Origin of the sequence: Labrys miyagiensis, assembly GCF_030160835.1 — a bacterium.
Classification (GTDB): domain Bacteria; phylum Pseudomonadota; class Alphaproteobacteria; order Rhizobiales; family Labraceae; genus Labrys; species Labrys miyagiensis.
The window spans coordinates 1-24,769 of the sequence record NZ_BSPC01000014.1 but is presented as its reverse complement, the minus strand read 5'-3'; the positions used below and the strand labels follow the sequence as shown (position 1 = coordinate 24,769).

The window sequence follows — 24,769 nt, the reverse complement described above, 5'->3', positions numbered from 1 at the left end:
TTGCCCATGTTCGCGGGACTGGCTTGGTTCATGCAATTGTGAGTTCGTTTCGTACATCCGTCACGCCAGGCGCCGACCAGGCCGTGGCGGCAGCGGTTGCCCGCTCCTCTGGCGATTGGACGGTACCGGTCAGACGTACATTTCCGCCTTCCGCGGTTACGTTGATCGTCTGGGGATCGAAGAACCAGGACCGATGCAAGGCGTGGGTGATGTCGTCGCTGATATTCGAAATATCCACCATCGGCTTGAGCGTGATCAGATTGGTGATGCCAACAATGCCAGGCAAGCGACTGACACACTGTTCCGCAGACTTCCTCTGATAGTCCCAGGTGACTTCTCCATCCAATGTGATCCAGCGCTCCTCGACCGTCACCTTGACGCTGCCATAAGGCACGTAGACGTCGGCGGCGACACGATCGGCGGCGGCCCTTGCGATTTCGTCGTCAGTAATCCTGACGTCGCCCACCAACCTGACCTTGATCTCTTCCACCACGCCCTTCACACCCTTCACCCGCCGGGCGGCGGCTTCGGCCGCGGATTTTTCCGCAAAGGTTCCCACATGGCCCATGAGAGTGACGATACCGTCCTCGGTTGAGACACCGACATGTCCGGCCGAAATGCTCGGCTCCCAGGCCAGTTCGTCAAGTACGGCCTTCTGCAGCCTGCTATCCTGAGACATTGATAATCCTCCAAGGTGTTATCGGAACTTGCGCCAGACCTTAGGAATTTACGGGTGAAACGCCTTGATACGGATCAAACGAGGCTCCGATATCCGGCCGCGGTGACGCCCCCTTCGTTTGAGGCACATCAACAAGGCCAATCAAAAATCGCGGTAGTCTCCTCTTTGCAAGGTTCCCATTTGCAACACCCTGCTCAGGCTCTGACATGGCGTTCTCATCTACTCAGGCACTCGTTGATATCGTCGATGACGATCGAGACGTCCTTGGTTCGCTGCGTTTCCTTCTGGAGGCAGAGGGGTTCGAAGTCCGAAGCTTCAGCAGCGGCGCCGATTGCCTTGCGTGCCCCCTGGACAAATCGCCGGACTGCTTTGTTATCGACTACAAGTTGGAGGGAATGAACGGCCTAGAGCTCGTTCGCTGCCTGCGGCTGGCCGGGCAATGCGCGCCGATCGTTTTGATCACGGGGTATCCGGACGAGACCATCCCAGCGAAGGCCTTGCTCGACGGCGTTCGCCACGTCGTCTTGAAACCACATGTGGAGGAAAGCCTGATAGCTCATGTGCGCTCGGCCATCGTTGAAGGGGCTCTCAAACGGCCGTAAGCCTTCAAGGGCCGAGGAGAAGCGGTCTCAGACGAGTGGCAGGAAGGATAGGTTCGCTGTCCGCTCTGCGCGGAGGGCCGGAGCACACAACAGCCTGGCGCCAATTTGCGCGCAGGTGGCAGTTTCATTGGTTCCATGCTGGTATCGTCCCACGGGAGAAAAAAGTCGCGGAGTTCTAATGATTTGTGACTGATTGATCCTCGCCTACAAGATCCATGCCGTGACCGCCGCGACCTCGTCCGGTGATTGCGCTTACAAAATGATCAGCAGCGGGCCCTGGCTAGGCCTGCAAGAGCACCGAAACGGCCTCGTCGGCGATCACCTGTTCCTCGTCGGTGGCAATGATAAGGGCTGCAATCTTGCTCTGGGGCGAAGAGATCGTCGCTGCGTTCCCACCGTTGGCGGAGCCGTCGACTTTGACACCCAGCCAAGCGAGTCGACCGCAGATCGCCGCCCGGATTTCAGGCTGATGTTCGCCAATGCCGGCGGTGAAGACCAATGCATCGAGGCCGCCGAGCGTCGCAGCCAGGCGGGCAATCTCTCCGCCAACGCGAAGGGCAAAGAGACCGAGTGCTTCGCTGGCTTCGGCGCGGTCGCTTTCAAGAAGCACGCGGCTGTCACCACTGATTCCCGAGACCCCCAGCAGACCGGATTGGTGGTAGAGCATGTCTTGGACCGCGGCGACATTCTGCTTCTCCTGGCCCAATAGATGCAGCAGAACCCCCGGGTCGAGCGTCCCACACCGCGTGGCCATGGGGATGCCGTCAAGGGTCGAGAAACTCATGCTTGTATCGCGACTGATGCCATCCTGCAGGGCACACAGGCTGGCACCGCTTCCCAGATGAGCGACGATCACGCGTCCCTTGGCAATACCGGAAAAGTTGCGCTCCAGTTCGCCCGCGATGAATTTGTAAGACAGGCCGTGGAAGCCGTAGCGCTTAATGCCGCGGTCGTGCAGGGCGCGTGGCAAGGCAAATCGCCTCACAAGATCCTCCTGTGTCACATGAAAGGCCGTGTCGAAGGATGCGGTCTGCATCAACCCCGGGCGCAAATGGCGCAGAGCCTGGATGAGACGCACACTCTGCGGCTGGTGTAGCGGTGCAAGCGGGATTAGATCGCTGATGGCCTTGAAACTGTCGTCATCGATATGAACCGGCGCCGTGAAACGCTCGCCTCCATGCACCACCCGGTGTCCGGCCGCAGCAAGGCCGTCCAGCGAAAAATGACGGGCGAGCCAGCCGAGCGTTTCCTCCAGCACATCGTGGAGGTCGCCGGCGGTGGAGGCCTGAAGCGGTATTTCCGTTCTGTCGACTCCTTCGGTGAGACAAAAGATCAGTGGTTGCTTCTGGAAATCTATGATGCCCTTGCCGATGCGGCGCGCGCTGCCGCCCACAACCTGGAACAAGCCGATCTTGATCGAGGAGGAGCCGGGATTGAATGTGAGCAGGAGATGATCGCGCATAGAGCCACCGATTCAGCTTTCTTGATTAAAGCTTTCTTGATTAAAGATTGTGTGCACGCTTAATTGGTCGCTCCCTGTATTCGACATCGGCACGTGAGCGATGAATGGATGGCAATCGAGGTCATCGAGGCGAGCCCGGTAACTTCGGGATCACCTTCGCTGGCGACAGCGTATTGCAATGACGTCCGCCCGATTTCGAACCGTTGTAACACGACGCTCCTAGTCGCCGGTTGCTGGAGCGGCGCCTGAATACGAGCCAGTGGCTCTTATCCTCCCACCATAACCAGCACACCGACCGCAAACAGCAACCCGGCAAGCCCCGGGTGGAACAGACCCCGCACCAACCGGCTCCTTGGGCTGAAGCCGAGGCCGAACATGAACAGCCCGGCCGCGCCGAACATCATGACCGGCAAGCCTGTGTGAACGCGCCAGCCGGGAATGCCGCTCAGGACATAAGGGTAGACAAGCAGCAGAAGGCTGACGCTGCCAGCAGAAGCCAGGGACAAACCCCTGGCCCAGCCCCGCCAGAGCGGGGTAGCCTTACCGTGCGCGGTCTTCACCGCGGACCTCGCTCAGCTCGGTCTCGTGAAGTTCGAGCCACATGGCGTTGAGGATCGAGAAGGCGCCGGCGAATCCGACCCCGAGAACCCAGGCGAAATACCACATCGTCTTGCTCCTGTTTCAATAGTGGTGTGCGGAAGTGTCTGCGATCTCGTCGAGTGTGACCCGCCCGCGCAGGACCCGATAGACCCAGGCGGTATAGACGAGGATGATGGGCAGGAAGATAGCGGTCGCGAAGAGCATGATGCCCAGCGTCAGGCGGCTCGATGAAGCGTCCCACACCGTGAGGCTTGCGTTCGGATCGAGCGCCGACGGCAGCAAGAAAGGGAAGACGCCGAGCCCGGCCGTGGCGATTGTCCCGGCGACGCTGAGTGCGCTCGCCATGAAGGCGAGGATGTGTTGGCGAGCCCCAAGCAGCAGCACGGCCCCAAAGGCGCCGGCCACGGCTAGCAGCGGCGCAGCCATCGTCCAGGGCATGGCGCTGTAATTTGCCAGCCAGCCTCCGGACACGCGCGTAACCGTCTTCAGCAATGGGTTCGACGGGCCGTCATGCGGGATCACGCCAACCAGCTGGTAGCCATCGATGCCTTTGGCGACCCAGACGCCCGCCGCCAAGAACAGCACGACCATGGCGAGCGCCGCATAGCGCGCTAAGGATATCGCCCGGCCTGCCACGGGCTGGCCGGCCTTGAGGGCCAGATAGGTGCCGCCATGCATGACGAGCATGGCGACACTTACCAACCCGCACAAAAGGGCGAACGGATTGAGGAGCCCGAGCAGCGATCCGGCATAGGTCACGCGCAGGGTCTCATCGAAGCTGAAGGGCACGCCCAAGATGACGTTACCAAAGGCGACTCCGAAGACCAGCGAAGGCACAAGACCGGCCACAAACAGCACCCAGTCCCAGATGCTGCGCCAGGTCGGGTTGGCGAGTTTGGAGCGGAACTTGAAGGCGACCGGACGCAGGATCAGCGCGCACAGGATCAGGAACATCGCGAGATAGAAGCCTGAAAAGGCTACGGCGTAGAGCGGTGGCCAAGCCGCGAAGATCGCCCCTCCCCCGAGGATGAACCAAACCTGGTTGCCCTCCCAGACCGGGCCGACGGTGTTGATGACGACACGCCGCTCCTCGTCCGTCTTGCCAACGAAGGGGAGCAAGATGGCGGCGCCGAGATCGAACCCGTCCATGATCGCAAAGCCGATCAGGAGGATGCCGAGGAGCGCCCACCAGATCAGGCGCAGGGTTTCATAGTCCAACATGGTGCGATCCTTTCAAGGACTATTCTGCGGGGGCCGAAAGCGGTGCCGTCACCGGTGGCTGTGGCTGGCGTGGTTCGGCAACCGACGGACCGAGACGGATCGCCTTGACCATCAGGTAGACGTCGACGACGAGCAGGGTCGAATAGAACACGATGAAGCCGACGAGCGTCGTGAGGACATTGCCGGCTGACAGGCTCGATACCGCCAGGAAAGTTGGCAGCACGCCCTCGATCACCCAAGGTTGGCGACCGACCTCGGCAACGAACCAGCCGAGCTCGGCAGCGATCCAGGGCAGCGGCAGCGATAGCAGGGCCACCCACAAGAACGCCCTTGCCGAGACGAGCCGCCGCGTCGATGCCAGGTAGAAGCCGACAGCGAAAAGCAGGATGAAGAAGAAGCCCAGCCCGACCATCAGCCGGAAGCTCCAGAACAGCGGTGAGACTTGCGGCACCGTGCTCCAGGCGGCCGTTTGGACGTCGGCGTCGGTGGCGTTGAGGATATCCGGCCGCCCCTTCTTCAACAGCAGCGCATAGCCCAGATCATCCGCGTGGGCTTCCAGCATGGTCCTGGCGTCCGCATTACTCCGGTCGGCGTGGAGCTTTTCGAGAGCCCCGTAGGCGATCAGGCCCGACCGGATGCGCGTCTGAGCGTGGGCAACGAGATCGTTGATGCCGGGAACCTCAGTGCTGATCGAGCGGGTAGCGATGAGACCGAGCATCCAGGGTACCTTGACCTCGTAATCGGTTCGGTGCGTCTCCTGGTTGGGCAGGCCGAACAGCGTGAAGGAAGCGGGCGCCGGCTCGGTGTTCCACATGGATTCGATGGCGGCGATCTTCATCTTCTGGTTCTCGCCGGCGGTGTAGCCGCTCTCATCCCCCAGTACGACGACGGACAGCGCCGCCGCCAGGCCGAAGCTCGCCGCTACGGTTATCGAGCGCTTGGCAAGCTCCGTATGACGGCCAAGCAGCAGATAGAGCGCGCTGATCGCCAGCACGAACACGGCGCCGGTAACATAGCCGGCGCTGACCGTGTGGACGAACTTTGCCTGCGCCACCGGATTGAAGATCACCTGCGAGAAATCGGTGACCTCCATGCGCATGGTGTCGGGGTTGAAGCGGGCGCCGACGGGATGCTGCATCCAGCCATTGGCGATGAGGATCCACAGAGCCGACAGGTTGGAGCCGAGCGCCACGAGCCAGGTCACGGCCAGATGGGCGACTTTGGACAACCGATCCCAGCCGAAGAAGAACAACCCGATGAAAGTAGCTTCCAGGAAGAAGGCCATCAACCCTTCGATCGCCAGCGGCGCCCCGAAGACGTCGCCGACATAGTGGCTGTAATAGGCCCAGTTCATGCCGAACTGGAATTCCATTGTGATGCCAGTGGCGACTCCCATGGCGAAGTTGATGCCGAACAGCACGCCCCAGAACTTCGTCATCTGCCGCCAGATCTCACGGCCGGTCATGACGTAGACACTCTCCATGATGCCAAGCAGCACGGCAAGACCGAGCGTCAAGGGGACGAACAGGAAATGATACATGGCCGTCAGGCCGAATTGCAGCCGCGAGAGCTGCACGACATCCATGGCGAAAGTCACGGCTCCAGATTCCTTGAATGAGGGCTGCCGGCATCTGTGCCGATCAACCTTGTTGCAATGGCGCCTGCATCCAGCTTTGGGCGCTGCGAGGGTCCGAATACGAAAACGGTAGCCGCAATCACTATCGCCAGTTTGACAGCGATCACGATGGTGACGTCCCGAGTGAGCGAATGCTTCGGCATGACGCGCTTATGCGATGGGCTGGGAAGAGCCGCCTTGATCTGGATCATGTCGAAATCGGCCCGGTCCGAACTGCGGCGCTTGAGCCAGGTCAATATTCCGCGCCCGCAATTGTGCTCTCTGGCAGTCAGATGGCCTACCGGGGCAATATTCGGCGGCCGATCGGCACAAAGCGATGGAGGCTTCGATGCGCGTTAAGGATGTGATGACACGCAAGGTGATCAGCGTGCTGCCAGAAGCGACGCTGTCTCAAACGATCGACGTCATGATGCGCTCGAATGTGAGCGGTCTGCCGGTTGTCAGCGAGGCTGGCTCCCTGGTCGGAATCATCACCGAGGGCGACCTATTGCGACGCCCCGAAATCGGCACGGAGAAACCGCAGGCCAGTTGGCTCGAAAGCTTGTTCCGCCCTGGTCACGCCGCTGAGGCCTATGCCCATAGCCACGGGCGGCGCGTCGACGAGATCATGACCACCCATGTCGTCACTGCCCGTGAAGACGAGCGGCTGGAGGACGCCGCCCGACGGATGGAGAAGCACGACATCAAGCGGCTTCCAGTCGTTCGCGACGACAAAGTCATCGGCATTGTTTCTCGCGCGGATTTTGTGCGCGCGCTCGCCGGCTTCGTTCGCCCGTCCTATGAGGATCAGCCAGTCCGCGACCAGGCCATCAAGGCGGCGATTGAAGCGGAACTCAAAGCCGAGCCATGGGCTCCTGTCGAAACCATCAGCGTTGAGGTGAAAGACGGTGTCGTTGAGCTGAACGGCGTCCTCACCGATGAAAAACAGCGCAACGCCGTCAGGATCATTGCGGAAAATGCAGACGGCGTAACGGCCGTGCACGACAATCTGAGTTGGGTCGAACCAATCACCGGTTTCGTCGCCCCTCCCCCGGAACGCAACGGCGAAGGTCCGGTTGCCCAATGAGTCGAAGTCCGGGATTCTCCTAATAACCATGCGCGATGTGTGAAGAATAAGCTGGGATGTAGGACCATGCCGCTCGCCGAAGACCGCATCGCGACGTCCCAATCCTTGAACAGACTTCAGGCACTATGGGTGCGTCTGAAAGAGCACCCATTGGCCCGTGTTGGTCCCGGCCTCATCACCGGCGTGGCTGATGATGATCCTAGCGGCATAGCCACATACTCGCAGGCCGGGGCGCAATTTGGCCTCAACATGCTTTGGACCATGCCGGTGGCCTTCCCCCTGATGGCCGCCATGCAATCCATGTGCGGACGCATCGGCCGGGTCACCGGAAAGGGACTTGCCGCCAACATCAAGATGGCCTTTCCGCCGATTGTTCTGCAGAGCGTTGTGCTGCTGCTGGTAATCGCCAATGTTCTCAATATCGCCGCCGATGTCGCGGCCATGGGTGAGGTTGCAGAGCTCGTCAGTGGCGTCAACCGTCACTTGATGACGACCTTCTTCGTATTTGCGACCCTATTGCTTCAGATTTTCATCCCATATCACCGCTATGTGTATTTCCTGAAGTGGCTGACGCTCTCCTTGCTGGCCTATGCAGCAGTGCTGTTCACGGTGCATGTCCCTTGGGCCGAGGTGGCGCGGCGGACGGTCTGGCCGAGCTTTTCCCTGAATTCGAATGCGGCGGCTATGATTGTTGGGATCTTTGGCACCACCATCAGCCCCTACCTCTTCTTCTGGCAAGCCTCGGAAGAGGTGGAGGAGATGCATGTACGACGGAACGAGGCGCCTCTTGTGAACGATGCATCGGCGGCTCCGAGCGAGCTTCGCCGGATTCGCTGGGATACCTGGAGCGGCATGCTCTATTCGGACGTTACGTCATTCTTTATCATCCTGGCGACGGCCGTGACCCTCAATGTCGCGGGAATGACCGATATCGGGACGGCCGCACAAGCCGCTAGCGCGCTCAAGCCACTGGCTGGTAATTTTGCCTACATCCTCTTTGCTATGGGAATTTTGGGTGTCGGGCTGATTGGTGTCCCCGTGTTGGCTGGTTCCGGAGCCTATGCGCTTTCCGAAGCACTAGGATGGAAATCAGGCCTTGAGTTGAAAGCCGTCGACGCCCGCGGATTTTATGGCGTGATCGCTGTCAGCGTGCTGTTAGGTCTTATCATCCAGTACTCACCGATCAGCCCAATGAAGGCGCTATTCTGGAGCGCTGTCATCAATGGCGTTGTGGCGGTGCCCCTGATGGTGGTGATCATCCTGCTGGCCTCGAAGAAAACGGTGATGGGCGCCTATACGGCCGGTTGGCCACTCATCGGGTTGGGCTGGGTTGCGACAATCGTTATGGGCGTGGCGGCCGCCGTGATGTTTCTGCCAGGCTGAACGGATTTCCGCCGTTTGCGCGACCGACGCCAGCACCAATCGGCAATGGTGATCTGCAATAGCCATCGCGGCGGCCATTTGCTGCCGATGCCGGCTTCAACTCATGGTTTCGGCTTACAATCAAGGGCCTGGTGGCGGCGTTGGGGGAGCTAGCCGGAGGTACTTGGTCATTCACAGAGCCGACCGATAACCTTTGCCCGGAACGACAACACCAAAGTTTCCGGAATAGACTGAACGGTCCGCGTACACCGCGCCGCCGCATACACTGAGGCCGATGAAGCCCCCGATCACGATGGCGCCCGGGGGGCTGGCTTGCGGTGCCAAGCGCTCAACTCTCGCCTTTGCCTTCGTCGCCCCACTCACTTAGACGTACCCGCAAACGGCTATATAGAAGTCCCATCGCCGCTACACAGGCGCCCAGATAGCACGCAGCGGAAAGGCTTGATCTGCCGCCTTCGGAAAGGTTGCCGATGCCAGATAACAGCAGCATGGCTAATAGCATCATAGCGGACAGGCGGTTGTCTCGACCACAGAGTGTCCGGGTAAAATCGAGAACTGTCCTGCGCACAGGCCTAACCGCCATCCAATGTTTTAGGGGCCGCGCCGCGGCGCTCGAGCCTAAATCGGTAAATACCCCAGGATTGATGCTGGATTGTTACGGGCGAGCCGATGAACCAGATTGAGCGATTGGCATTTTCGTTTCTGAGATATCGATGGCGCGGGCAGCTCCGACACGGAAAAATCAAGGAATTACGAGAATCCGCAGGGGCGAAAAGTTCCGCTCGAGAACTTTGCGCCGCGATCGTGCAGTGGCCCCTCAGATGGCGCCAAAACGAGAAGGTCATCTTGTGGCTTCAACGGCTATGATGCTGCGTTGATAATTGCTCACGGAGCCCCGCCAATGAGACTCCTGCTGATCGAGGATAGTTCTCGCCTGCGCGACCTTTTGACAGAACGAGTGCATGGCGTGGGATGGCGGGTGGATTCGGTCGGAAGTGCATCAGAGGCAAGATCCTCGGCAGCAGCGATCTCTTATGATCTGATTTTGCTGGATCTTGGCCTGCCTGACTATGACGGCCTCACCTTGTTAATGCAGCTGCGGCAAGACGGCCTCACTGCGCCTGTGCTGGTGATTACGGCCAGAAGCGGCATCGACGACCGTGTGAACGCACTCGACAAAGGCGCGGATGACCTTCTCATCAAGCCGTTCAACCATCTAGAGCTTCTGGCCCGCTGCAGGGCCTTACTCCGACGAACCGCCTCGCATCAACTCGATGTCATTGAGGTCGGCGACCTCACGTTCGAACCCTCGTCAGGCGCTGCCCGCATCGCAGGCGAGGTCATGCCTCTCTCACCGCGCGAGCGCTCTGTCCTTGAAGTTCTCGTCCGCCATGCGGGACAGGTAGTGCCCAAGGAGATGCTGGAGACGAAACTGTCAGAGGTCGGCGACGAGATCTCGACCAATGCAGTAGAGTTGGCTATCTCCCGGCTCCGCCGACGCCTTCAGGCTTTTGAGACTGGTGTAGCGCTGGAGACGGTCCGCGGCATCGGTTATCTCCTGCGGGAAGTCACGGCCGATGCCTAAAGCCAGAACACTCGTTCACATCGTTGCACTGAGGATCGGGCTCTTCGCGGCCCTGGCTATCGCGGTACAGGCCGTTGTCATTTTCGCTGATTATTTTTTCGACACCCCCCAACTCGCCAATCTCATGGTCGAGCACGAGACCGAAAGGTTGGCGAGAGGCATTCATCATATTGACGCTAGCGTTCATTATGCCTTGCCAGAAGGGCTCAAGCGCTATCGTCTCCCCGACCCCTTCTATCTGGCACGCATCAGGACCTCGACAGGCGAGGTGCTTTACACCAATTGCCGAGCCGAGTGTGACGAGCATCTCTTGGCGGCTGAGATTCATCCTCCGGATTTTTGGTACCGCATGCTCTCCACGAGCAAACCAATCACTGTCGCTGGCGGAAGAGCCTTCGGGACGGGTGACCGCAAGATCATCGTGGAAGTTGCGATCCTCGACGATCAGCAGCAGGTGATGTGGGATGTGTTGGGCCGCGAGTTTGCCGATCATCTCGCCGTGCCAATGTCGATCTTACTCCTGTTCATTCTTGGCGGGACGCTCGTATCGATTGCCCTTGCCCTGCAACCTGTCCGGAGGGCAGCCAGACAGGCCGAAAGCATCGATCCACTCGATCCTATGCACCGGGTCGACACCAGCGGCATGCCGCGCGAGATCGCGGAGTTCGGTCAGGCCATCAACCGGACGTTATCGCGTATCCACGGCCTGATGACGGCGCAGCGCGTCTTCACCGCAGCAGTCGCCCATGAGATCCGCACGCCGCTGGCCATGCTTAGGCTTGAACTCGGCAATATCGATCACCCTCGTGCGCAGAAGATGGAGGCGGATGTTGACGGCCTCGCCCACTTCGTCGAGCAGATCACGGCACTGGGCCGCCTAGATGGTGCCGACCGGGCCGTGCTGCAGGCGATCGATCTCGTCGCTATCGCGCGCAAAGCCGTCGCCGATATCGCGCCATTCGTCTATGCGCGCGGGGCGACGATCGCTTTTGTTGATCATGGCGCCGACCAGGTCGAGGCCTATCTGCCGTTCGTCGACGATGCGATCCGCAATCTGGTGGAGAACGCCGTCAAGCATACGCCGCGCGGCACAATGATCGACGTCATAGCAGGTCCCGGACCTTGTCTTGCGGTCGTCGACAATGCCGGGCTCCTCCAGGAAGGTTCCCGCGATCATGAGCGGCCAGACGCGACGGGAATCGGCCTCGAAATCGTGCGTCGCATCATGGCCTTTCATCGCGGGCGGCTCGACATCGATGTCGAGCACGGCAAGCTTACGGCGATGCGACTTGTCTTCAAAGCCAAGATAGCGGATGGGCGTATGGTTCGGCACTAAGGGGAGGAGCCAGATGCGGAAGACGATTAGGCTTCGGCGAAGAAGGCACCACCGACCAGTGTTACCCCAAAATAGACGATTGCGCCTGCTGCGATCAGGCAGAGGCCAGCGACCAACAGCGAGCCTTGCTGGATGTCAGTCTGAGCGGCTGATCTTTCCACCAACTTCGTGCCGGTGATCATGGCGCCGATCAGGTTCTCCCCTCTGATGAACTGGTAATAGAGGTTGACGGCTACATGCACGACGGCGAGAGCCAGGATGACATAGAACCAGAGGCTGTGAATGGCGGTTGCCCAGCCTGAAAACTGGTCGCCGACCATGTCGGCCAGGGGCCCGGATGCGGTGACGCCGTCACTTGCGAACAAGCCGAGCAAAGGCTGAATGGCGCACGCCAGGATGAGAGCGAGCACCATGGCACCTCCGGCCGGGTTGTGTCCAAGATAGGTTTTCACTTTGCGATGATGCAAGGAGCGCAGATAAACCACGATCTCCCTTGGAGAGTGGACGAAATTGGAGAATCGGGCTGTTGTGCCGCCGAAGATCCCCCATAGAAGGCGGTAGACTGCCAAAACGAGAACTCCATAGCCGGCGGCCTTGTGAACGGCCATGTTAGGATCGCTGAACCCGCTTGAGACCCAGGCCGTGATCACGAAGCTAACGAGCAGCCATTTAAACAGGCGGGTCGGCAGGTCCCAGACCTTGATCGGAATAGGATGGCTGTTTTCCAGACCATTGGAGCCAAGCGTCCTCGTACGGTCGGCCATTGGCGACACCCGTGCAGATCGATCTGTCATGGCCCTGTCCCTATTTGTAAGCGGAGTGGCAGGAGCGGCATTGCGTGGCAATAGCGCTGAAGGCAATGCGGAAACCAGCGGCATCCTTAGCCTTGGCATTGTTGGCCGTGGCGGCCAGTGTCGCAAAGCGCTTCTGCAAGTCGGCCGCCTTGGCATCGCCGCTGCCGAAAAGTTTGCCCGCAGCCATGGCCTGCATTGCATATTGGTGCAGCAGAGCGTCTGCCCGCGCCTGGTCGAAATTCGACAGAACGCCTTTGGCTTCGGTGGTAGTTTGCTTCATCTCGCTCATGATGCCCTTCAGCGTGGCGGCCAAGGCAGGCACCGAGAGACCGGCGAGTAGGGACAACCCCAGACAAAGCCTAAATGGTAAAGTGGAATAGGCTCTGCTTGGCGTAGAGGTTGCCGAAATCGGCTTTGTCTTGTTCCCAACATTCATGCGAAATTCCCTGGTTCTTCCGGCTTGCAGGAGTGGCCTGCTTCGGGGGGACTTGGCATGGCAATTGCGGCATGGGTGGAGATGAGACCGTGGCTGCATCTGTTCTTTTGAGGCGGTTGACAGCAAATTGACAGGAACGGGCGCATATAAGCGCGTTCTCACCGAGACGTCTGCGGCATGGAGAGACATGAGCGGGATGGTCGCGAGGCAGGCTTCGATCGAGCGGACAAGCATATGACGGTGCCAGATCAGTTGGCCCGCACCTATCGCTTCCGCGTCGCGTAGGTAGGGCGTTTCGGGCTCGAACGCCCACGCTCTGAGGTACGTGCCGTGTCTCAGAGACCTAAATGGCGTGATGCAAATTCTACGGGGAGAGCGACTGCCGATATCTCAATTCGGTGATCATTGCGGTGGCCGCTGTCAAACGAACTCCAGGCTGTCCCCGCCAGGTGCACGAAGGCCCATCTGAACCTTGGTTAGCCCGCGACGCCCCGCCACTCGGCCAGGCGACCGAGCGTCTCTGTTTGTAGATTTCCCGGCTGACGAGGTGGCGCTCTGAATTAAAGTGGTTGTGGATCTGACTGTGGACGGCGACGAATTTCTGAAGCGTCGTCGTCCTGCGGAATTGGAGCATCGCCGCCTCTCGTCGTCGAAAGGGTTGGTGGGAATTCTCGACCCGATTGTTCCCCCAGCGACCGATTTCGCGGCGTTCGAGGTTGCCGATCTCCCGCATGGCCGCACCATAGGAGCGCAACCCGTCGGTGACGATGATCTCGGGACGGCCGTAGCGCTTCATGGCTTTCTTGAGGAATTTCAAAGCGGCGGCCTTATCCCGCGTCTTGCTGACGCAGAACGCCAACACCTCGCCCTCGTGATCGACGGCCCGCCAGAGGTAGTGGGTCTTACCGTTGACCTTCACGAAAACCTCATCGACGCGCCAGCGGCTGAAATTTCCAGCCCTCACCCGCCTTTTGCGGATTTCGCCAGCGAACAACGGGCCAAAGCGGTTCCACCAAAATCTCACGGTGTCATGGCAGATGTCGATGCCCCGTTCATGCAGCAGGTCCTCCACATTCCTCCATGACAACGGGTAGCGCATGCACATCATTACCGCGAGGCGGATCACGTCTGGCGACGAATTGAAATAGCGAAAGGGATTGAGTTTGGGGCGCGCCATCCTCGCTCCCTACCCTTCCACGCCTCCTTCTGCAATTTGCTCTGACAGAGCCAGCGAAAGCAGCACGATGATTTCAATCCTTTGCGTGTTCGGAGGCCCGCTTAGAACTCGCAATATACGTTGAGTTATAGCGCTACAGGTTCTGGTTTCTCGCGAGAATCACCATGTCGCTTCAGCTCGTAAGCGTCGGTGCCACATTGTACTTTAGGCCAATATACGAGTGGCCTTACTCGTCGTTTTTGATAGATCTTGCGTCGTGCGATGTTCAAGCCCTTTTTCACTACAAAGAGACAGGGGGGACTGTGCAAACACTCGTGCATATGATCGATGATGATGCGGCATTTTGGACCGCGCTGGGGCGTCTCCTGCACACCATCGGTTTTGACGTCGAAGGCTACCGATCAACTGCGCCTTCTGCAATACGCTGCCCAGAGCCAATTCGCGGCCTCGCCACATGTTCGGCACATTATCTTGACGTGCTGTATTGGCTCGACTCAACCAATCTCGTGATGTGAGTAGTGGATATGGGACCGCAGCTCGGCGCGATCATACTGGGCACGAGCTTGGTACAGCTTGCGCTCGGTTTCTTCGCCACGTTCACGTCCCTTCGCATCAGGGTGGCGGGGTTCGACGACATTAGTGCCGGGCTAGTCCTTAGCAGCTATTTTGCGGGGTTCGCGATTGGCGCGGTGTGGTGCGGAGGTATCATCGAGCGAATTGGCTACATTCGAACATATGCCGGTCTCGCAGGCTGCGTCGCGGCGTCAATCGCAATAATGCCGCTTTGGGTTGCCGCCATCCCCTGGATTGTTCTGCGTGGTATTATCGGCTTCGGATGCGCCGGTCTGTTCGTTGCAACCGAAAGCTGGCTGAATGCGAAGGCACCCCCGGCGCTCCGAGGGCAGATATTCTCGATCTACATGGTCGGGACCTTCGTCGCGCTCGCCTTGGGTCAGCTTCTCATTATCCGAGCCGACGTCGCGGCGACAGGACCATTTAACGTCCTTACGGCCCTATTCGCATTTGCCGTTGTCATAGTGAGCATGACACGAGCGGAGGCACCGCTCATGACAAGCGAGCGCGCCTTGGCATATGGCGAGCTATTGCGCGCCGCACCCCTCGCTGTGGCCGCCGCGGTTGTCGCTGGCATCGTCGCGAGCGCATTCTACTCCCTTGTTCCCCTCTGGATGCAAGAAGTCGAAATATCTCAGGCGAACATTGGCATCATTATGCTAGCGGCGGTGTTGGGCGGATTGGCCTTCCAGATCCCGATCGGATGGCTCTCGGACGTCCTCGATCGTCGCCTAGCTCTGGCGCTAGTAGCTTTTGGCCTGGCGCTGGCAGCTTCGATGACGGTGCTTGTCCCGCGAACGCTAGCGACCGTCTTGCCCGTGTCCTTCATCTTAGGCGGGTTCATGTCGACGGTGTATCCGGTCGGGGTTGCGCATGCTCACGATCGAATGTCAGGAGATCGGGTCGTATCCGTCAGCAGCCGCCTCATCTTGCTGAACGGTATTGGCGCCATCTTCGGCCCGCTCGTGGGTACAGTCATGATGCGGCGGTACGCGGTCGACGGCGTCTTCTATCTCATAGGTCTGTCCGCTGCGTTCCTCGCCGCGGTTGCTTTCATTGGCCGGTTACGCTCGTCGGCAGACCGACATAAGGACCGACCGTTTTTCATCGTGGACCCACAGGCCGCTCCCCTTGGCGTTGATCCGAAGCCATCGACTGCCCCTGCCTTGTCTGTGCGACGGCAGGCAGTCAGGACCAAGTCGTGATCGTCCGGTCGCCCGAAATTTCGCGTGAGCTTGCAACGTTTATGGTCACTTTGCGTGCCTATACACTGTGGTCAGTAGAAGCATCCGTCAGCTTCAAATGAGCGACGAAGTGACGCCGGATACCGGCCCGTCGTGGCGGGCTGGTCCGCGAACCTTCGCTTCGATCCTAAGTGATCGGGACGCGATGTCCGCTTTGCAGAACTATACATGGGGATGGCGAATGCCTGAGATGGTGAAGCTGTAAATCGGCGCTAAAGGTTGACCCCTAACGGCGCGGCCATAGTCGGCTGAAAAAGCATGAAAATTTGGAATTTGAGGGGATCACGATCGGCACCGATCCTGTCCCCATCCATCATAGAATTTTAGGCATAATATCAATAGGTTAGCGTTAGAGAGACGGGGTTAATCTTTGAAGCCGATTTACAGAATGCGCACTGGCTCCTGATGGTTGCAAATGCCGCCAAAAAAATGGAAGATTGGGCAAATACTATAACGAGTCGGGCCGCATGGTACGATCGGCCATAACACCTGATCTCGTTGCAGAACTCCGGTGGCGCTGCCAGCCCGCCACGATGAGACAGGCCGGAAACTGTTCCGTCGGGCGGTAGAACATCGCTGCCTAACCTATACGTGGTTGTGGGAGCACTGATTGGGTAGCGCATGAGCTTCCTGACTGAGCACTTCATCAGAAATGCGCGAGATATCCTTGCAGTCGGCTGCATTCCCTTGGACTCGAGTGTTCTTCAGGCTGAGTTTCTGTCCGATCATCGGTTGAAGGGCAGGCAATTCCTTTGTGATCTGCTTCCTAAAGGGGCCGTCGGCGCTGAGCTTGGCGTTTTCACTGGATTGTTCTCGACTATTCTGCTTGACCGGGCCAAACCTAAATCCGCCTATTTCGTTGACCCCTGGTGGTTGATCTTCGGAAAATATTATCCGGACTGGGGCGTCTACACTGCGAATGGCCGGTTATCGACGAGCCGCGCCCACAATGTGGCCTCGCAACGTATCAAAAAGTATGCGCATGGCGCAGAAGTGTCCGTGCATGTTGACTATTCTGTGTCTTTCCTTGATCGGCTTCCCGACGACCATCTCGACTGGGTCTATGTGGACTCTTCCCACTCCTACGACGGCACGGTCGAGGAACTGAAAGTATTGAAGCGTAAGGTAAAATCAGGCGGCATCATCGCCGGCGATGATTGGCACGATGCTCACGACCATCCCCATAGTGGTGTAGCAGTCGCGGTTGGCGAAGCAGTCGGCACAGGCGCGTTCGAGATGATCGGCACATATCCCGCGCTGCAATGGGCGATCCGTCGGCTCTAAGCTGGGCTGAAGATTTACCGGTTTGGATACATTATTTACGCAACGAGGCGTCAGGGCATGGGGTCAAGGCGAAGGTGCGCGACGACCGAGTTTCACCTGACCGGCCGCAGCACTGTCGCAAACTTTCCATCAATGCCGGCCGTGACATAAATCTCCTCTGTTTCAGTGGAGAGTTTCGATGTTCGAGGGCCGCCAATTCGACCGGTCAGTGATCCTGCTGTGCGTACGCAGGTAGGGAATGCCATGACCGGCACAATGCGATCGGCCAGCGTTTTTGTGAGCGTCGCCCCTGGGATTTTCGGCCTTTCACTAAAGGACTTCAGCAAGAAACCTCTTGAGCCGTGGGCTTTCCGGATTATCGAAGATCTTGGAAGGCGGGCCCATCTCGACGATCCGGCCCTCATCCATAAACACAACCTGATCAGAGACGCGCCGTGCAAATCCCATCTCGTGCGTGACGACGACCATCGTGATGCCGCGCTTTGCCAGGTCCGCCATGAGATTGAGGACACCTTTCACCAGTTCCGGATCGAGGGCACTTGTAACTTCATCGAACAGGATCACTTCCGGTTCCATGGCAAGCGCCCTAGCGATGGCCACGCGCTGCTGTTGCCCCCCTGACAGCCGGCTCGGGCGATAGTTTGCCTTCTGAGCCAGGCCGACCTCCGCGAGTCGAGCCTCTGCGATGGCTTTTCCTTCTTTAGGGGAAATGCCTTTGATCTTGACCGGCGCAAGGGACACGTTCTGCAGAGCCGTGTGATCCGGAAACAGGTTGAAATGCTGGAAAACCATGCCTACCCGGCGGCGCAATGCCTCGGGCTTCATCGATCGACTTTCCTCGCCATCGATCTTGATCGACCCAGCCTGAGGCTCGACGAGGCGGTTCACGGCGCGAAGTAAAGTCGACTTTCCTGATCCGGAAGGTCCAATGATGCAAGTGACCGTTCCTGACTCGATCCGAAGCTCTACCTCATGCAAGACCTTATGTTCACCGAATGCGACTGAAAGGTCTTTGACGTCCACGCGGCTGCCCTTCAATGGGCGCAGCTTCTGCGTCGGCTGTGCTTGGGTGACCAGTTCGCGGACCTCCTGCAGCCCGCTCGTAACGCCGACGGATTTGCCGCCCGTACGAAGTCGGTTGTCGATGAAGTTGACAAAATGGGTCAACGGGATGGTTATGCAAAGATAGAATATGCCTGCTAGAAGCAAAGGTGATAGATTCCCGGTAGAGACAGCCTGATCTTGGCCGACTCTGAATAATTCTCGCTCACTTGAAAGCAAGCCTAGGAAATATACGAGACTCGAATCCTTAACATTGCTTATAAGTTGATTGACCAAAGCAGGCAGCACACGCCGAATTCCCTGCGGAATGACAATCAGGCGCATGCCCTGGTTGTAATTCATGCTTAGGGCACGACATGCTTCCGACTGCCCGCGATCGACGCTTTGTATGCCGGCGCGGAATATCTCTCCGATATAAGCGCCAGCAATCAAGCTAAGTGCCAAAATCCCGAGCGGATAGGGCGAAGCTCCAAAAAGCTGGCGCCCAAGGCTAGCGAAACCTTGGCCGACCAGCAGGATTGTCACAATCGCTGGCAGTCCGCGAAATATGTCGGTGTAGACGCGTGCAAACCATCGTGGGAACCGCGATTCTGCGATCCCCATGACAGCGATGATGATGCCGATCAGAATGCCTAGCGACGTGGAGGCAAGAGCAAGAAAGATTGTGTTCTTCAGGCCCACGGCCAACATGGTCGGCAATACCGCCGCCATGGCGTCCCAGTCTAAGAAGCTTCTTTTGAAAACCTCAAGCCAATCCATCGATCTCTCGTTTTCACATTATTGAGACGGCCCTTTGACCTGTCCTGATGCGCGGCTTGAGTTTACTTCTTAGGCTGAAAGCGATCTGGGAGAGGAGCATCGGGGAACCACTTGGCGAAGATGGCCTTGTAGGTTCCGTCGTCTATTGCCTCGTGCAATGCCTTGTTAATGGCTTCCTGCAGACGAACATTTCCCTTTCGGACCACGAACCCTGCTGGCGTGTCCAATTGAGGAATATCAACTCTGATCTTGAGATCGGAATAGCGTTTCGAATAATCGATCGCGGGGTCGTGATCCAAAAAATGGGCGGCGATTGTTCCGTTATTCAGCGCGGCGATTGCTGTATTATTGTCTGGAAACCGGACAATATCGGCGTCGGTGAAATTCTTTGTTGCATAGATGTCGGTGAGGGCGCCCTGCACGACGCCCACTCGCTTGCCTTTCAGATCGCCGGCATCTTTTATCGATGTGTCGGGGCTCAATACCGACAGATAAAACAGAAGGTAGCCGTCCGAGAAATCAACGTTCTTCTTTCGTGCCTCGGTGGTTCCGATCGCTGCGATGGCGACATCAAAGCGCTGATTGACAACGGATGGCATCAGTGCGGAGAAATCCTGAGAGGTAATTGTGACCTTGTTTTTGGGATATCCTATCCGCTCTGCGAGGTTCATGAACAGGTCGATGTCAAAGCCCGTATAAGTGCCGTCGGGTTGGACGAACGTGTTTGGCTTCGAGTCTGCCATCGTGCCAATACTGATGGTTGCGGGATCAAGCAGACCATAAGGATTGGCCTCGTCAGCTGTTGCCACAACAGGATATAATAGTGCGATCGCGAGCGCGACTCGCTTGAAAAATCCCAATATCATTGATGTACAAACCTCTCTTTTGAGTCGTGTTGCTTGTTAAATTAGGCGATGAGCGTGGTCGGCAATCCTCAATACCGCGGTGCGGGTGCTCCAACCGTTGAATTCCCACACTCGCTTGAGAAGCGTGCCTCTTTTCAAATTCGGCCTGGGGGGCTCCCAAATTCGCTCCATTCCGCATCCCGCCGCCATTCCGATGCGAAGAACGGGCACGCAGTAGCAACGATGGCCGAGATCCCCTGGTGAGAACCCTAGGAGTTGTTGAAAATGAAATAAACATAACAATTTCTGATTTATATTTTAGTTTTTCTATTAAACACGACGACCTCTTCTGGATCTCCGGCAAGGAGGAACCTCGGCCTCCCTGGCCAGGTAGACATGTCGAGCGGCTCGTCGAGCACCCGTTTTCGGTAGAGCTCGCGTCTCGAAAACTCAGGTTGCGCAATATCTTTAGAAATTATGCGAACAACTTCAAAAAACATCATATTTCATTCGTTTTTAGCGAGCCCTAAACTCAGTTGGAGTTTCCCGCGGTCTTGATGTCGCCCTCCCCTCCTCCGTGCTGAAGCTCTCTGGACCTGAGCATCGGCCGACGCCGTAGGCGGAGCATGCATCGGGCGCCTACAATTCGGCCGGCCCGAACGGCTTTGTGAGGGATCGCGAGGGAATTTGGGCGGTCCTCCCTCCAAAGGATCGAAAGAAGATATGGATCGCTTCAATCTCGGAACCTATCGGCGCGCTATTTCAACCGCCTCGGCAGAAACGCAACGATGGTTCAACATCGGCCATAACTGGTGCCATTCCTTCAACCATGAGGAAGCCATCAAGTGTTTTGAGAGAGCGCTTGAGACCATTCCGGTTGCGCGAAGGCGCACTGGGGCATCGCCTGTGCCACCGGTCCTTTCTACAATCTCACCCGCTGTGCCCAGCATCCTGGTAATGTTTGGGCTTTGCATCGGCTCGTCGAGTGCCTGAGATCAAGGGGTGAAAAACATAAGCTACCTGCACTCCAAACGCAGCTTACGGCTGCTCTGGCAAAGACCGACGTCCCGACTACCTCGTCTTGTCCATGTAGGACGAAGGCCTCATCACCTCATAGCTGCTGCCATTAGATGGTGAGCGTCTATGACCGCTTGCTGACGATAAAGCCTGGCCTCGATAGCTAACGAGGGCTGCTCGGCGCTCCAGGCCTATCCTCATTGCGCAAGTGTGAGCTTTGATGACGAACTCGTGCTTGCTCTCAAGCTGATCGCAATGTGCGAGTTCGAATTCCGGCCAGTCAACATACCACCCCAAAGAGCCTTCTATCCCGCATGATGGACGACCTCGGTTTCGGGCGGGAGCGCGGAGCCCCGATTTCGTGCGACGAGATCTTGAATCGCACGCTGCTGTTCGCGTCCGCGCGCGATGATCCAACGATGAAAATCCTGACATTGCGGCTTATAAAGCACATTGTCGTGCCAGCTAACGAAGTAAGGTGAAGCCAGTTCCATTGCATGGTGGAATGGCACCGCCAGCTTGCCTGCCTTCACGTCGGAAACAATCATCGAATATTGGGCAAGGACGACACCTTGGCCGTCAATCGCGGCCTGAACAGCTACGCTGGAGGACGAACAGCGAAGCGATATGGCGATGGGCCCGTCTATTCGGCAGCCGCAATCTTCAAACCAGTCTGGCCACGATGGAGGCTCGTCAAACTTCGGCTTGGATTCGATGGCGATCAAGGGGTAGTCCAAGAGGCCTTCTGGCTTGACCACTGTGGATGCCCCCTGGATGAAACCCGGGGGACACGCCGGGACGATACAATCGCGAAACAAGTCCGCGCGATTTTCAAGAGGGCCACCTCCCTCACCGTAGCTGATACGAAAATCGACGCCTTCCCTCTCAGGCGAGTCATCCAGATTGGTATCCCAATAGATATCGACACCACCGCGGCTCTTATTCCAGTCATACATCAGCGGCGCCAGCCACTTCGCCAAAATGGATGGCAGTGAACTGACATAAAGAGTCGTGGACGCTTTTGTTCTTTCGACCTCCGCGGTGGCAGCTCGCAATTCTTCAAATGCAGTCTGGCAGCGCACGTGAAGCCGTTCACCGATTGTATTCAGACGTATCCTCTGCCCGTCCTTGACCGTCAATGTGGCGTCCAGGGCATTCTCGAGGAGCTTCATGTGTTGGCTGACGGCGCCAACGGAAATACCCAAATGCTGCGCCGCGCGAGAAATGCTCCCGTAATGTCCAACCGTCTCGAACACCTGAAGTGCGCGTAAGGGAGGCAACGCAGCCATATGAACCTCTCTTTCTATTTTAGAAAAACTAACAAAAATTTCAAATAATACAAGATTTTGTTCCAAGATCGAAAGCATTATCCTCGCTCGCCTTCGCGATCTCATGAACGTGCCCAACCCAAAGGCACTTGGAGCAAACTATGTCCGCCCTTTCGACACCTCATCCCCAAACGATCCACCAAGTTATGCTCGGCGACAAGGATCCGACGATCGAAGAATTCGTGGCCGTCGCGCGGTACTCTGCCAAGGTGAGCTTTTCCGATGCCTTCAAGGCGCGGGTTCGCAAGTCTCGTCGTCTAGTCGAGCGGTTTCTTGCTGAAAACCGCCTTGTGTATGGCGTCACGACCGGCTTTGGCGACAACGTCCGCCACGTGATTTCGCCTGAAGACGCAAGCCGGCTGCAAGTGAACATCGTGCGCTCCCATGCAGTTTCCGTGGGCGAACCGCTCAATCGCGAGCAGGTCCGCGCCATTCAGCTGATGATACTCATCAGCCTCGGCAAGGGCTATTCGGGCGTTCGGCTTGAGCTTCTGGAACTGATCGCGGGTCTTCTCAACAATGAGGTCGTGCCATTTGCTCCGGGAGAAGGTTCGGTCGGCTATCTCGCGGTGGAGGGGCATTTGGCGCTTGTCCTGCTAGGGGAAGGCCGGGCGCGGGTCAATGGCGGCGAACTGGTAGACGGGGCAACGGCGCTCAAACAGGTCGGCCTGGAACCGATTGACCTGCAGTGCAAGGAGGGTCTCGCCATGCTCAACGGCACGACCTCCGTCACGGCGATTTCGGTTCTCGCGCTCTACAATGCCTTGCAGTCGGTGGATGTAGCCGATCTGGCGGCGGCGATGTCGCTGGAAGCGCTGAAGGGTACTATCCGCGCCTATGATCCACGCTATCACACGGTCAAGGCGCATAAGGGACAGGCCGAGAGCGCTGCCCGCATCCGCGCTATTCTGCGCGACAGCCGGCTGATCGCGGAGAACATCGACTATCGCCTCCAGGATGCCTACAGCCTGCGCGCCGTGCCACAGGTGCATGGCGCATCGCGGGCGTTCGTCGGCTACGCCCGCCAAAGCATCGAAGACGAAATCAGCTCGTCCGGTGACAATCCCGTCATCTATCCGCTCCACGACGATGATGGCATTGCAATTTCCGGCGCCAATTTCGATGGCTCTTATATCGGGCTATCAGCCGATACCATGTGCAACGCCCTAACCAATCTCGCCAAGATTTCAGAGCGCCGCACGGATCGCATGGTGAACTCGCATTTCAGCGAACTGCCGGCATTTCTCGTACGCAATCCTGGCCTCAATAGCGGCTACATGATCATTCAATATACTGCCGCCGGCTTGCTTGGTGAGATGAAAGTGCTCTCGTTCCCGTCCTCCGTCGACAGCGTCTCGACGTGTGGCAATCAGGAAGACCCGGTGAGCTTCGCGTATAATGCTGCTGTCAAGGCCTACAAGGTTTCGCAAAAGCTTGAGTCAGTTCTGGCCATCGAGCTGCTCGTTGCCTGTCAGGCGCTGGATTTCTTTGACGTCACCAAGGCCTCGTCCATCACGAAAGCGGTCTATGACATCGTGCGCAGTCGCGTTCCCGTCGCCGACCAGGACCGCGCATTTTACCCTGATATCGCCAGCGTGACCGAGCAGGTGCGCAGTGGCGAGGTCCTCGCCATTGTCGCGAGTCAGCTCAGTAAAGCAAGGTAGCCTGTGCTGGTGGCCGGCGCCGGCGCGGATGCCGCCGCCCAGGCCGCCGCCAGGCTCGCGGGCGTCGACAAGGTCCTGGTGGCCGATGCCTCCTACGAGCACCGCCTGGCCGAGCCGACCGCCGGGCGGTGTCAAACGAACTCCAGGCTGTCCCCGCCAGGTGCACGAAGGCCCATCTGAACCTTGGTTAGGCCGCGACGCCCCGCCACTCGGCCAAGGCGACCGAGCGTCTCCGCTTGTAGATTTCCCGGCTGACGAGGTGGCGCTCTGAATTAAAGTGGTTGTGGATCTGACTGTGGACGGCGACGAATTTCTGAAGCGTCTTCGTCCGCCGGAATTTGAGCATCGCCGCCTCTCGTCGTCGAAAGGGTTGGTGGGAATTCTCGACCCGATTGTTCCCCCAGCGACCGATTTCGCGGCGTTCGAGGTTGCCGATCTCCCGCATGGCCGCACCATAGGAGTGCAACCCGTCGGTGACGATGATCTCGAGGCGGCCGTAGCGCTTCATGGCTTTCTTGAGGAATTTCAAAGCGACGGCCTTGTCCCGCGTCTTGCTGACGCAGAACTCCAAGACCTCGCCCTCGTGATCGACGGCCCGCCAGAGATAGTGGGGCTTACCGTTGACCTTCACGAAAACCTCATCGACGTGCCAGCGCCAGCGGCTGAAATTTCCAGCCCTCACCCGCCTTTTGCGGATTTCGCCAGCGAACAACGGACCAAAGCGGTTCCACCAAAATCTCACGGTGTCATGGCAGATGTCGATGCCCCGTTCATGCAGCAGGTCCTCCACATTCCTCAATGACAAGGGATAACGCACATACATCATCACAGCGAGGCGGATCACGTCTGGCGACGAATTGAAATAGCGAAACGGATTGAGTTTGGGGCGCGCCATCCTCGCTCCCTACCCTTCCACGCCTCCTTCTGCAATTTGCTCTGACAGAGCCTCCTCGTGCTTCGTAAGCGGTGTTGTCAGGCCACAGGGTGGCTCGCGACAAGAGGTTGATGATCCCAGG

The 24,769-nt window shown here is 58.1% G+C and carries 23 protein-coding genes; 9 read left to right on the top strand and 14 right to left on the bottom strand.

The window, feature by feature from the left end; translation table 11 throughout:
• Window positions 1–28: 28 nt before the first annotated feature.
• A complete protein-coding gene (locus QQL24_RS07765; protein WP_284311388.1) occupies window positions 29–679 on the bottom strand; it encodes a BON domain-containing protein in 651 nt (216 codons plus the stop codon).
• Window positions 680–885: 206 nt separating this feature from the next.
• Here QQL24_RS07765 and QQL24_RS07760 point away from each other — a divergent pair, with 206 nt between their 5' ends.
• Window positions 886–1,281 (top strand): response regulator, encoded by a 396-nt coding sequence (locus QQL24_RS07760; RefSeq protein ID WP_284311386.1) that lies wholly within the window; start codon window positions 886–888, stop codon window positions 1,279–1,281.
• Between the two features lie 280 nt (window positions 1,282–1,561).
• On the opposite strand, the gene QQL24_RS07755 is transcribed toward QQL24_RS07760, so the two are convergent.
• The 6 genes from QQL24_RS07755 to QQL24_RS07730 form a co-directional block, all read right to left on the bottom strand.
• Window positions 1,562–2,743, bottom strand: a complete 1,182-nt coding sequence (locus tag QQL24_RS07755) for an acetate/propionate family kinase (RefSeq protein ID WP_284311385.1) — start codon at window positions 2,741–2,743, stop codon at window positions 1,562–1,564.
• Window positions 2,744–3,009: 266 nt separating this feature from the next.
• The gene (locus QQL24_RS07750) at window positions 3,010–3,303 is read right to left on the bottom strand and encodes a cyd operon YbgE family protein (protein ID WP_284311384.1); all 294 of its coding nucleotides are present in this window, start codon (window positions 3,301–3,303) and stop codon (window positions 3,010–3,012) included.
• A complete protein-coding gene (cydX, locus tag QQL24_RS07745) occupies window positions 3,284–3,409 on the bottom strand; it encodes a cytochrome bd-I oxidase subunit CydX (protein WP_284311383.1) in 126 nt (41 codons plus the stop codon). Before cydX ends, QQL24_RS07750 begins: the two co-directional genes overlap by 20 nt.
• Window positions 3,410–3,424: 15 nt before the next feature.
• On the bottom strand, window positions 3,425–4,564 hold the full coding sequence (gene cydB / locus QQL24_RS07740) for a cytochrome d ubiquinol oxidase subunit II (RefSeq protein WP_284311382.1): 1,140 nt from the start codon (window positions 4,562–4,564) through the stop codon (window positions 3,425–3,427).
• Window positions 4,565–4,583: 19 nt separating this feature from the next.
• Window positions 4,584–6,149 carry a cytochrome ubiquinol oxidase subunit I gene (locus QQL24_RS07735; protein ID WP_284311521.1) on the bottom strand — a complete coding sequence of 522 codons (1,566 nt, stop codon included), beginning with the start codon at window positions 6,147–6,149 and terminating at the stop codon, window positions 4,584–4,586.
• 8 nt (window positions 6,150–6,157) lie between these two features.
• Window positions 6,158–6,436 (bottom strand): hypothetical protein, encoded by a 279-nt coding sequence (locus tag QQL24_RS07730; protein WP_284311381.1) that lies wholly within the window; start codon window positions 6,434–6,436, stop codon window positions 6,158–6,160.
• 92 nt (window positions 6,437–6,528) lie between these two features.
• On the opposite strand from QQL24_RS07730, the gene QQL24_RS07725 reads away from it, so the two are divergent.
• The 4 genes from QQL24_RS07725 (at window position 6,529) to QQL24_RS07710 (ending at window position 11,570) form a co-directional block, all read left to right on the top strand.
• Window positions 6,529–7,266: a CBS domain-containing protein gene (locus QQL24_RS07725; protein WP_284311380.1), complete on the top strand. Its 738-nt coding sequence runs from the start codon at window positions 6,529–6,531 to the stop codon at window positions 7,264–7,266.
• 66 nt (window positions 7,267–7,332) lie between these two features.
• Window positions 7,333–8,649 (top strand): NRAMP family divalent metal transporter, encoded by a 1,317-nt coding sequence (locus QQL24_RS07720; RefSeq protein WP_284311379.1) that lies wholly within the window; start codon window positions 7,333–7,335, stop codon window positions 8,647–8,649.
• 901 nt (window positions 8,650–9,550) lie between these two features.
• A complete protein-coding gene (locus tag QQL24_RS07715) occupies window positions 9,551–10,234 on the top strand; it encodes a response regulator (protein WP_284311377.1) in 684 nt (227 codons plus the stop codon).
• A gap of 124 nt (window positions 10,235–10,358) precedes the next feature.
• The gene (locus QQL24_RS07710; RefSeq protein ID WP_284311375.1) at window positions 10,359–11,570 is read left to right on the top strand and encodes a sensor histidine kinase; all 1,212 of its coding nucleotides are present in this window, start codon (window positions 10,359–10,361) and stop codon (window positions 11,568–11,570) included.
• A gap of 26 nt (window positions 11,571–11,596) precedes the next feature.
• Here the strand turns inward: QQL24_RS07710 and QQL24_RS07705 are convergent, their stop codons facing one another.
• From QQL24_RS07705 to QQL24_RS07695, 3 genes are all read right to left on the bottom strand, one after another.
• Window positions 11,597–12,334: a cytochrome b/b6 domain-containing protein gene (locus QQL24_RS07705; protein WP_284311373.1), complete on the bottom strand. Its 738-nt coding sequence runs from the start codon at window positions 12,332–12,334 to the stop codon at window positions 11,597–11,599.
• Window positions 12,335–12,374: 40 nt separating this feature from the next.
• Window positions 12,375–12,677: a cytochrome c gene (locus tag QQL24_RS07700; RefSeq protein ID WP_284311371.1), complete on the bottom strand. Its 303-nt coding sequence runs from the start codon at window positions 12,675–12,677 to the stop codon at window positions 12,375–12,377.
• 487 nt (window positions 12,678–13,164) lie between these two features.
• Entirely contained in the window at window positions 13,165–13,977 is an 813-nt protein-coding gene (locus QQL24_RS07695) for an IS6 family transposase (protein WP_284311370.1), read from the bottom strand.
• A gap of 320 nt (window positions 13,978–14,297) precedes the next feature.
• Between QQL24_RS07695 and QQL24_RS07690 the strand changes: the two genes are divergently transcribed.
• The 3 genes from QQL24_RS07690 (at window position 14,298) to QQL24_RS07680 (ending at window position 17,078) form a co-directional block, all read left to right on the top strand.
• The gene (locus QQL24_RS07690; RefSeq protein WP_284311369.1) at window positions 14,298–14,492 is read left to right on the top strand and encodes a hypothetical protein; all 195 of its coding nucleotides are present in this window, start codon (window positions 14,298–14,300) and stop codon (window positions 14,490–14,492) included.
• 9 nt (window positions 14,493–14,501) lie between these two features.
• Entirely contained in the window at window positions 14,502–15,755 is a 1,254-nt protein-coding gene (locus QQL24_RS07685; RefSeq protein WP_284311366.1) for an MFS transporter, read from the top strand.
• A gap of 660 nt (window positions 15,756–16,415) precedes the next feature.
• Window positions 16,416–17,078 carry a class I SAM-dependent methyltransferase gene (locus QQL24_RS07680; protein ID WP_284311365.1) on the top strand — a complete coding sequence of 221 codons (663 nt, stop codon included), beginning with the start codon at window positions 16,416–16,418 and terminating at the stop codon, window positions 17,076–17,078.
• Between the two features lie 309 nt (window positions 17,079–17,387).
• Here QQL24_RS07680 and QQL24_RS07675 read toward each other — a convergent pair whose 3' ends face one another.
• The 3 genes from QQL24_RS07675 to QQL24_RS07660 form a co-directional block, all read right to left on the bottom strand.
• Window positions 17,388–18,899, bottom strand: a complete 1,512-nt coding sequence (locus QQL24_RS07675; RefSeq protein ID WP_284311363.1) for an amino acid ABC transporter permease/ATP-binding protein — start codon at window positions 18,897–18,899, stop codon at window positions 17,388–17,390.
• A gap of 62 nt (window positions 18,900–18,961) precedes the next feature.
• A complete protein-coding gene (locus QQL24_RS07670) occupies window positions 18,962–19,765 on the bottom strand; it encodes an ABC transporter substrate-binding protein (protein WP_284311361.1) in 804 nt (267 codons plus the stop codon).
• 1,301 nt (window positions 19,766–21,066) lie between these two features.
• Window positions 21,067–22,128 (bottom strand): LysR substrate-binding domain-containing protein, encoded by a 1,062-nt coding sequence (locus QQL24_RS07660; RefSeq protein WP_284311360.1) that lies wholly within the window; start codon window positions 22,126–22,128, stop codon window positions 21,067–21,069.
• 62 nt (window positions 22,129–22,190) lie between these two features.
• Between QQL24_RS07660 and QQL24_RS07655 the strand changes: the two genes are divergently transcribed.
• On the top strand, window positions 22,191–23,753 hold the full coding sequence (locus QQL24_RS07655) for an HAL/PAL/TAL family ammonia-lyase (protein WP_284311359.1): 1,563 nt from the start codon (window positions 22,191–22,193) through the stop codon (window positions 23,751–23,753).
• A 187-nt stretch (window positions 23,754–23,940) separates the two neighbouring features.
• On the opposite strand, the gene QQL24_RS07650 is transcribed toward QQL24_RS07655, so the two are convergent.
• The gene (locus tag QQL24_RS07650) at window positions 23,941–24,648 is read right to left on the bottom strand and encodes an IS6 family transposase (protein ID WP_284311357.1); all 708 of its coding nucleotides are present in this window, start codon (window positions 24,646–24,648) and stop codon (window positions 23,941–23,943) included.
• Window positions 24,649–24,769: the final 121 nt, after the last annotated feature.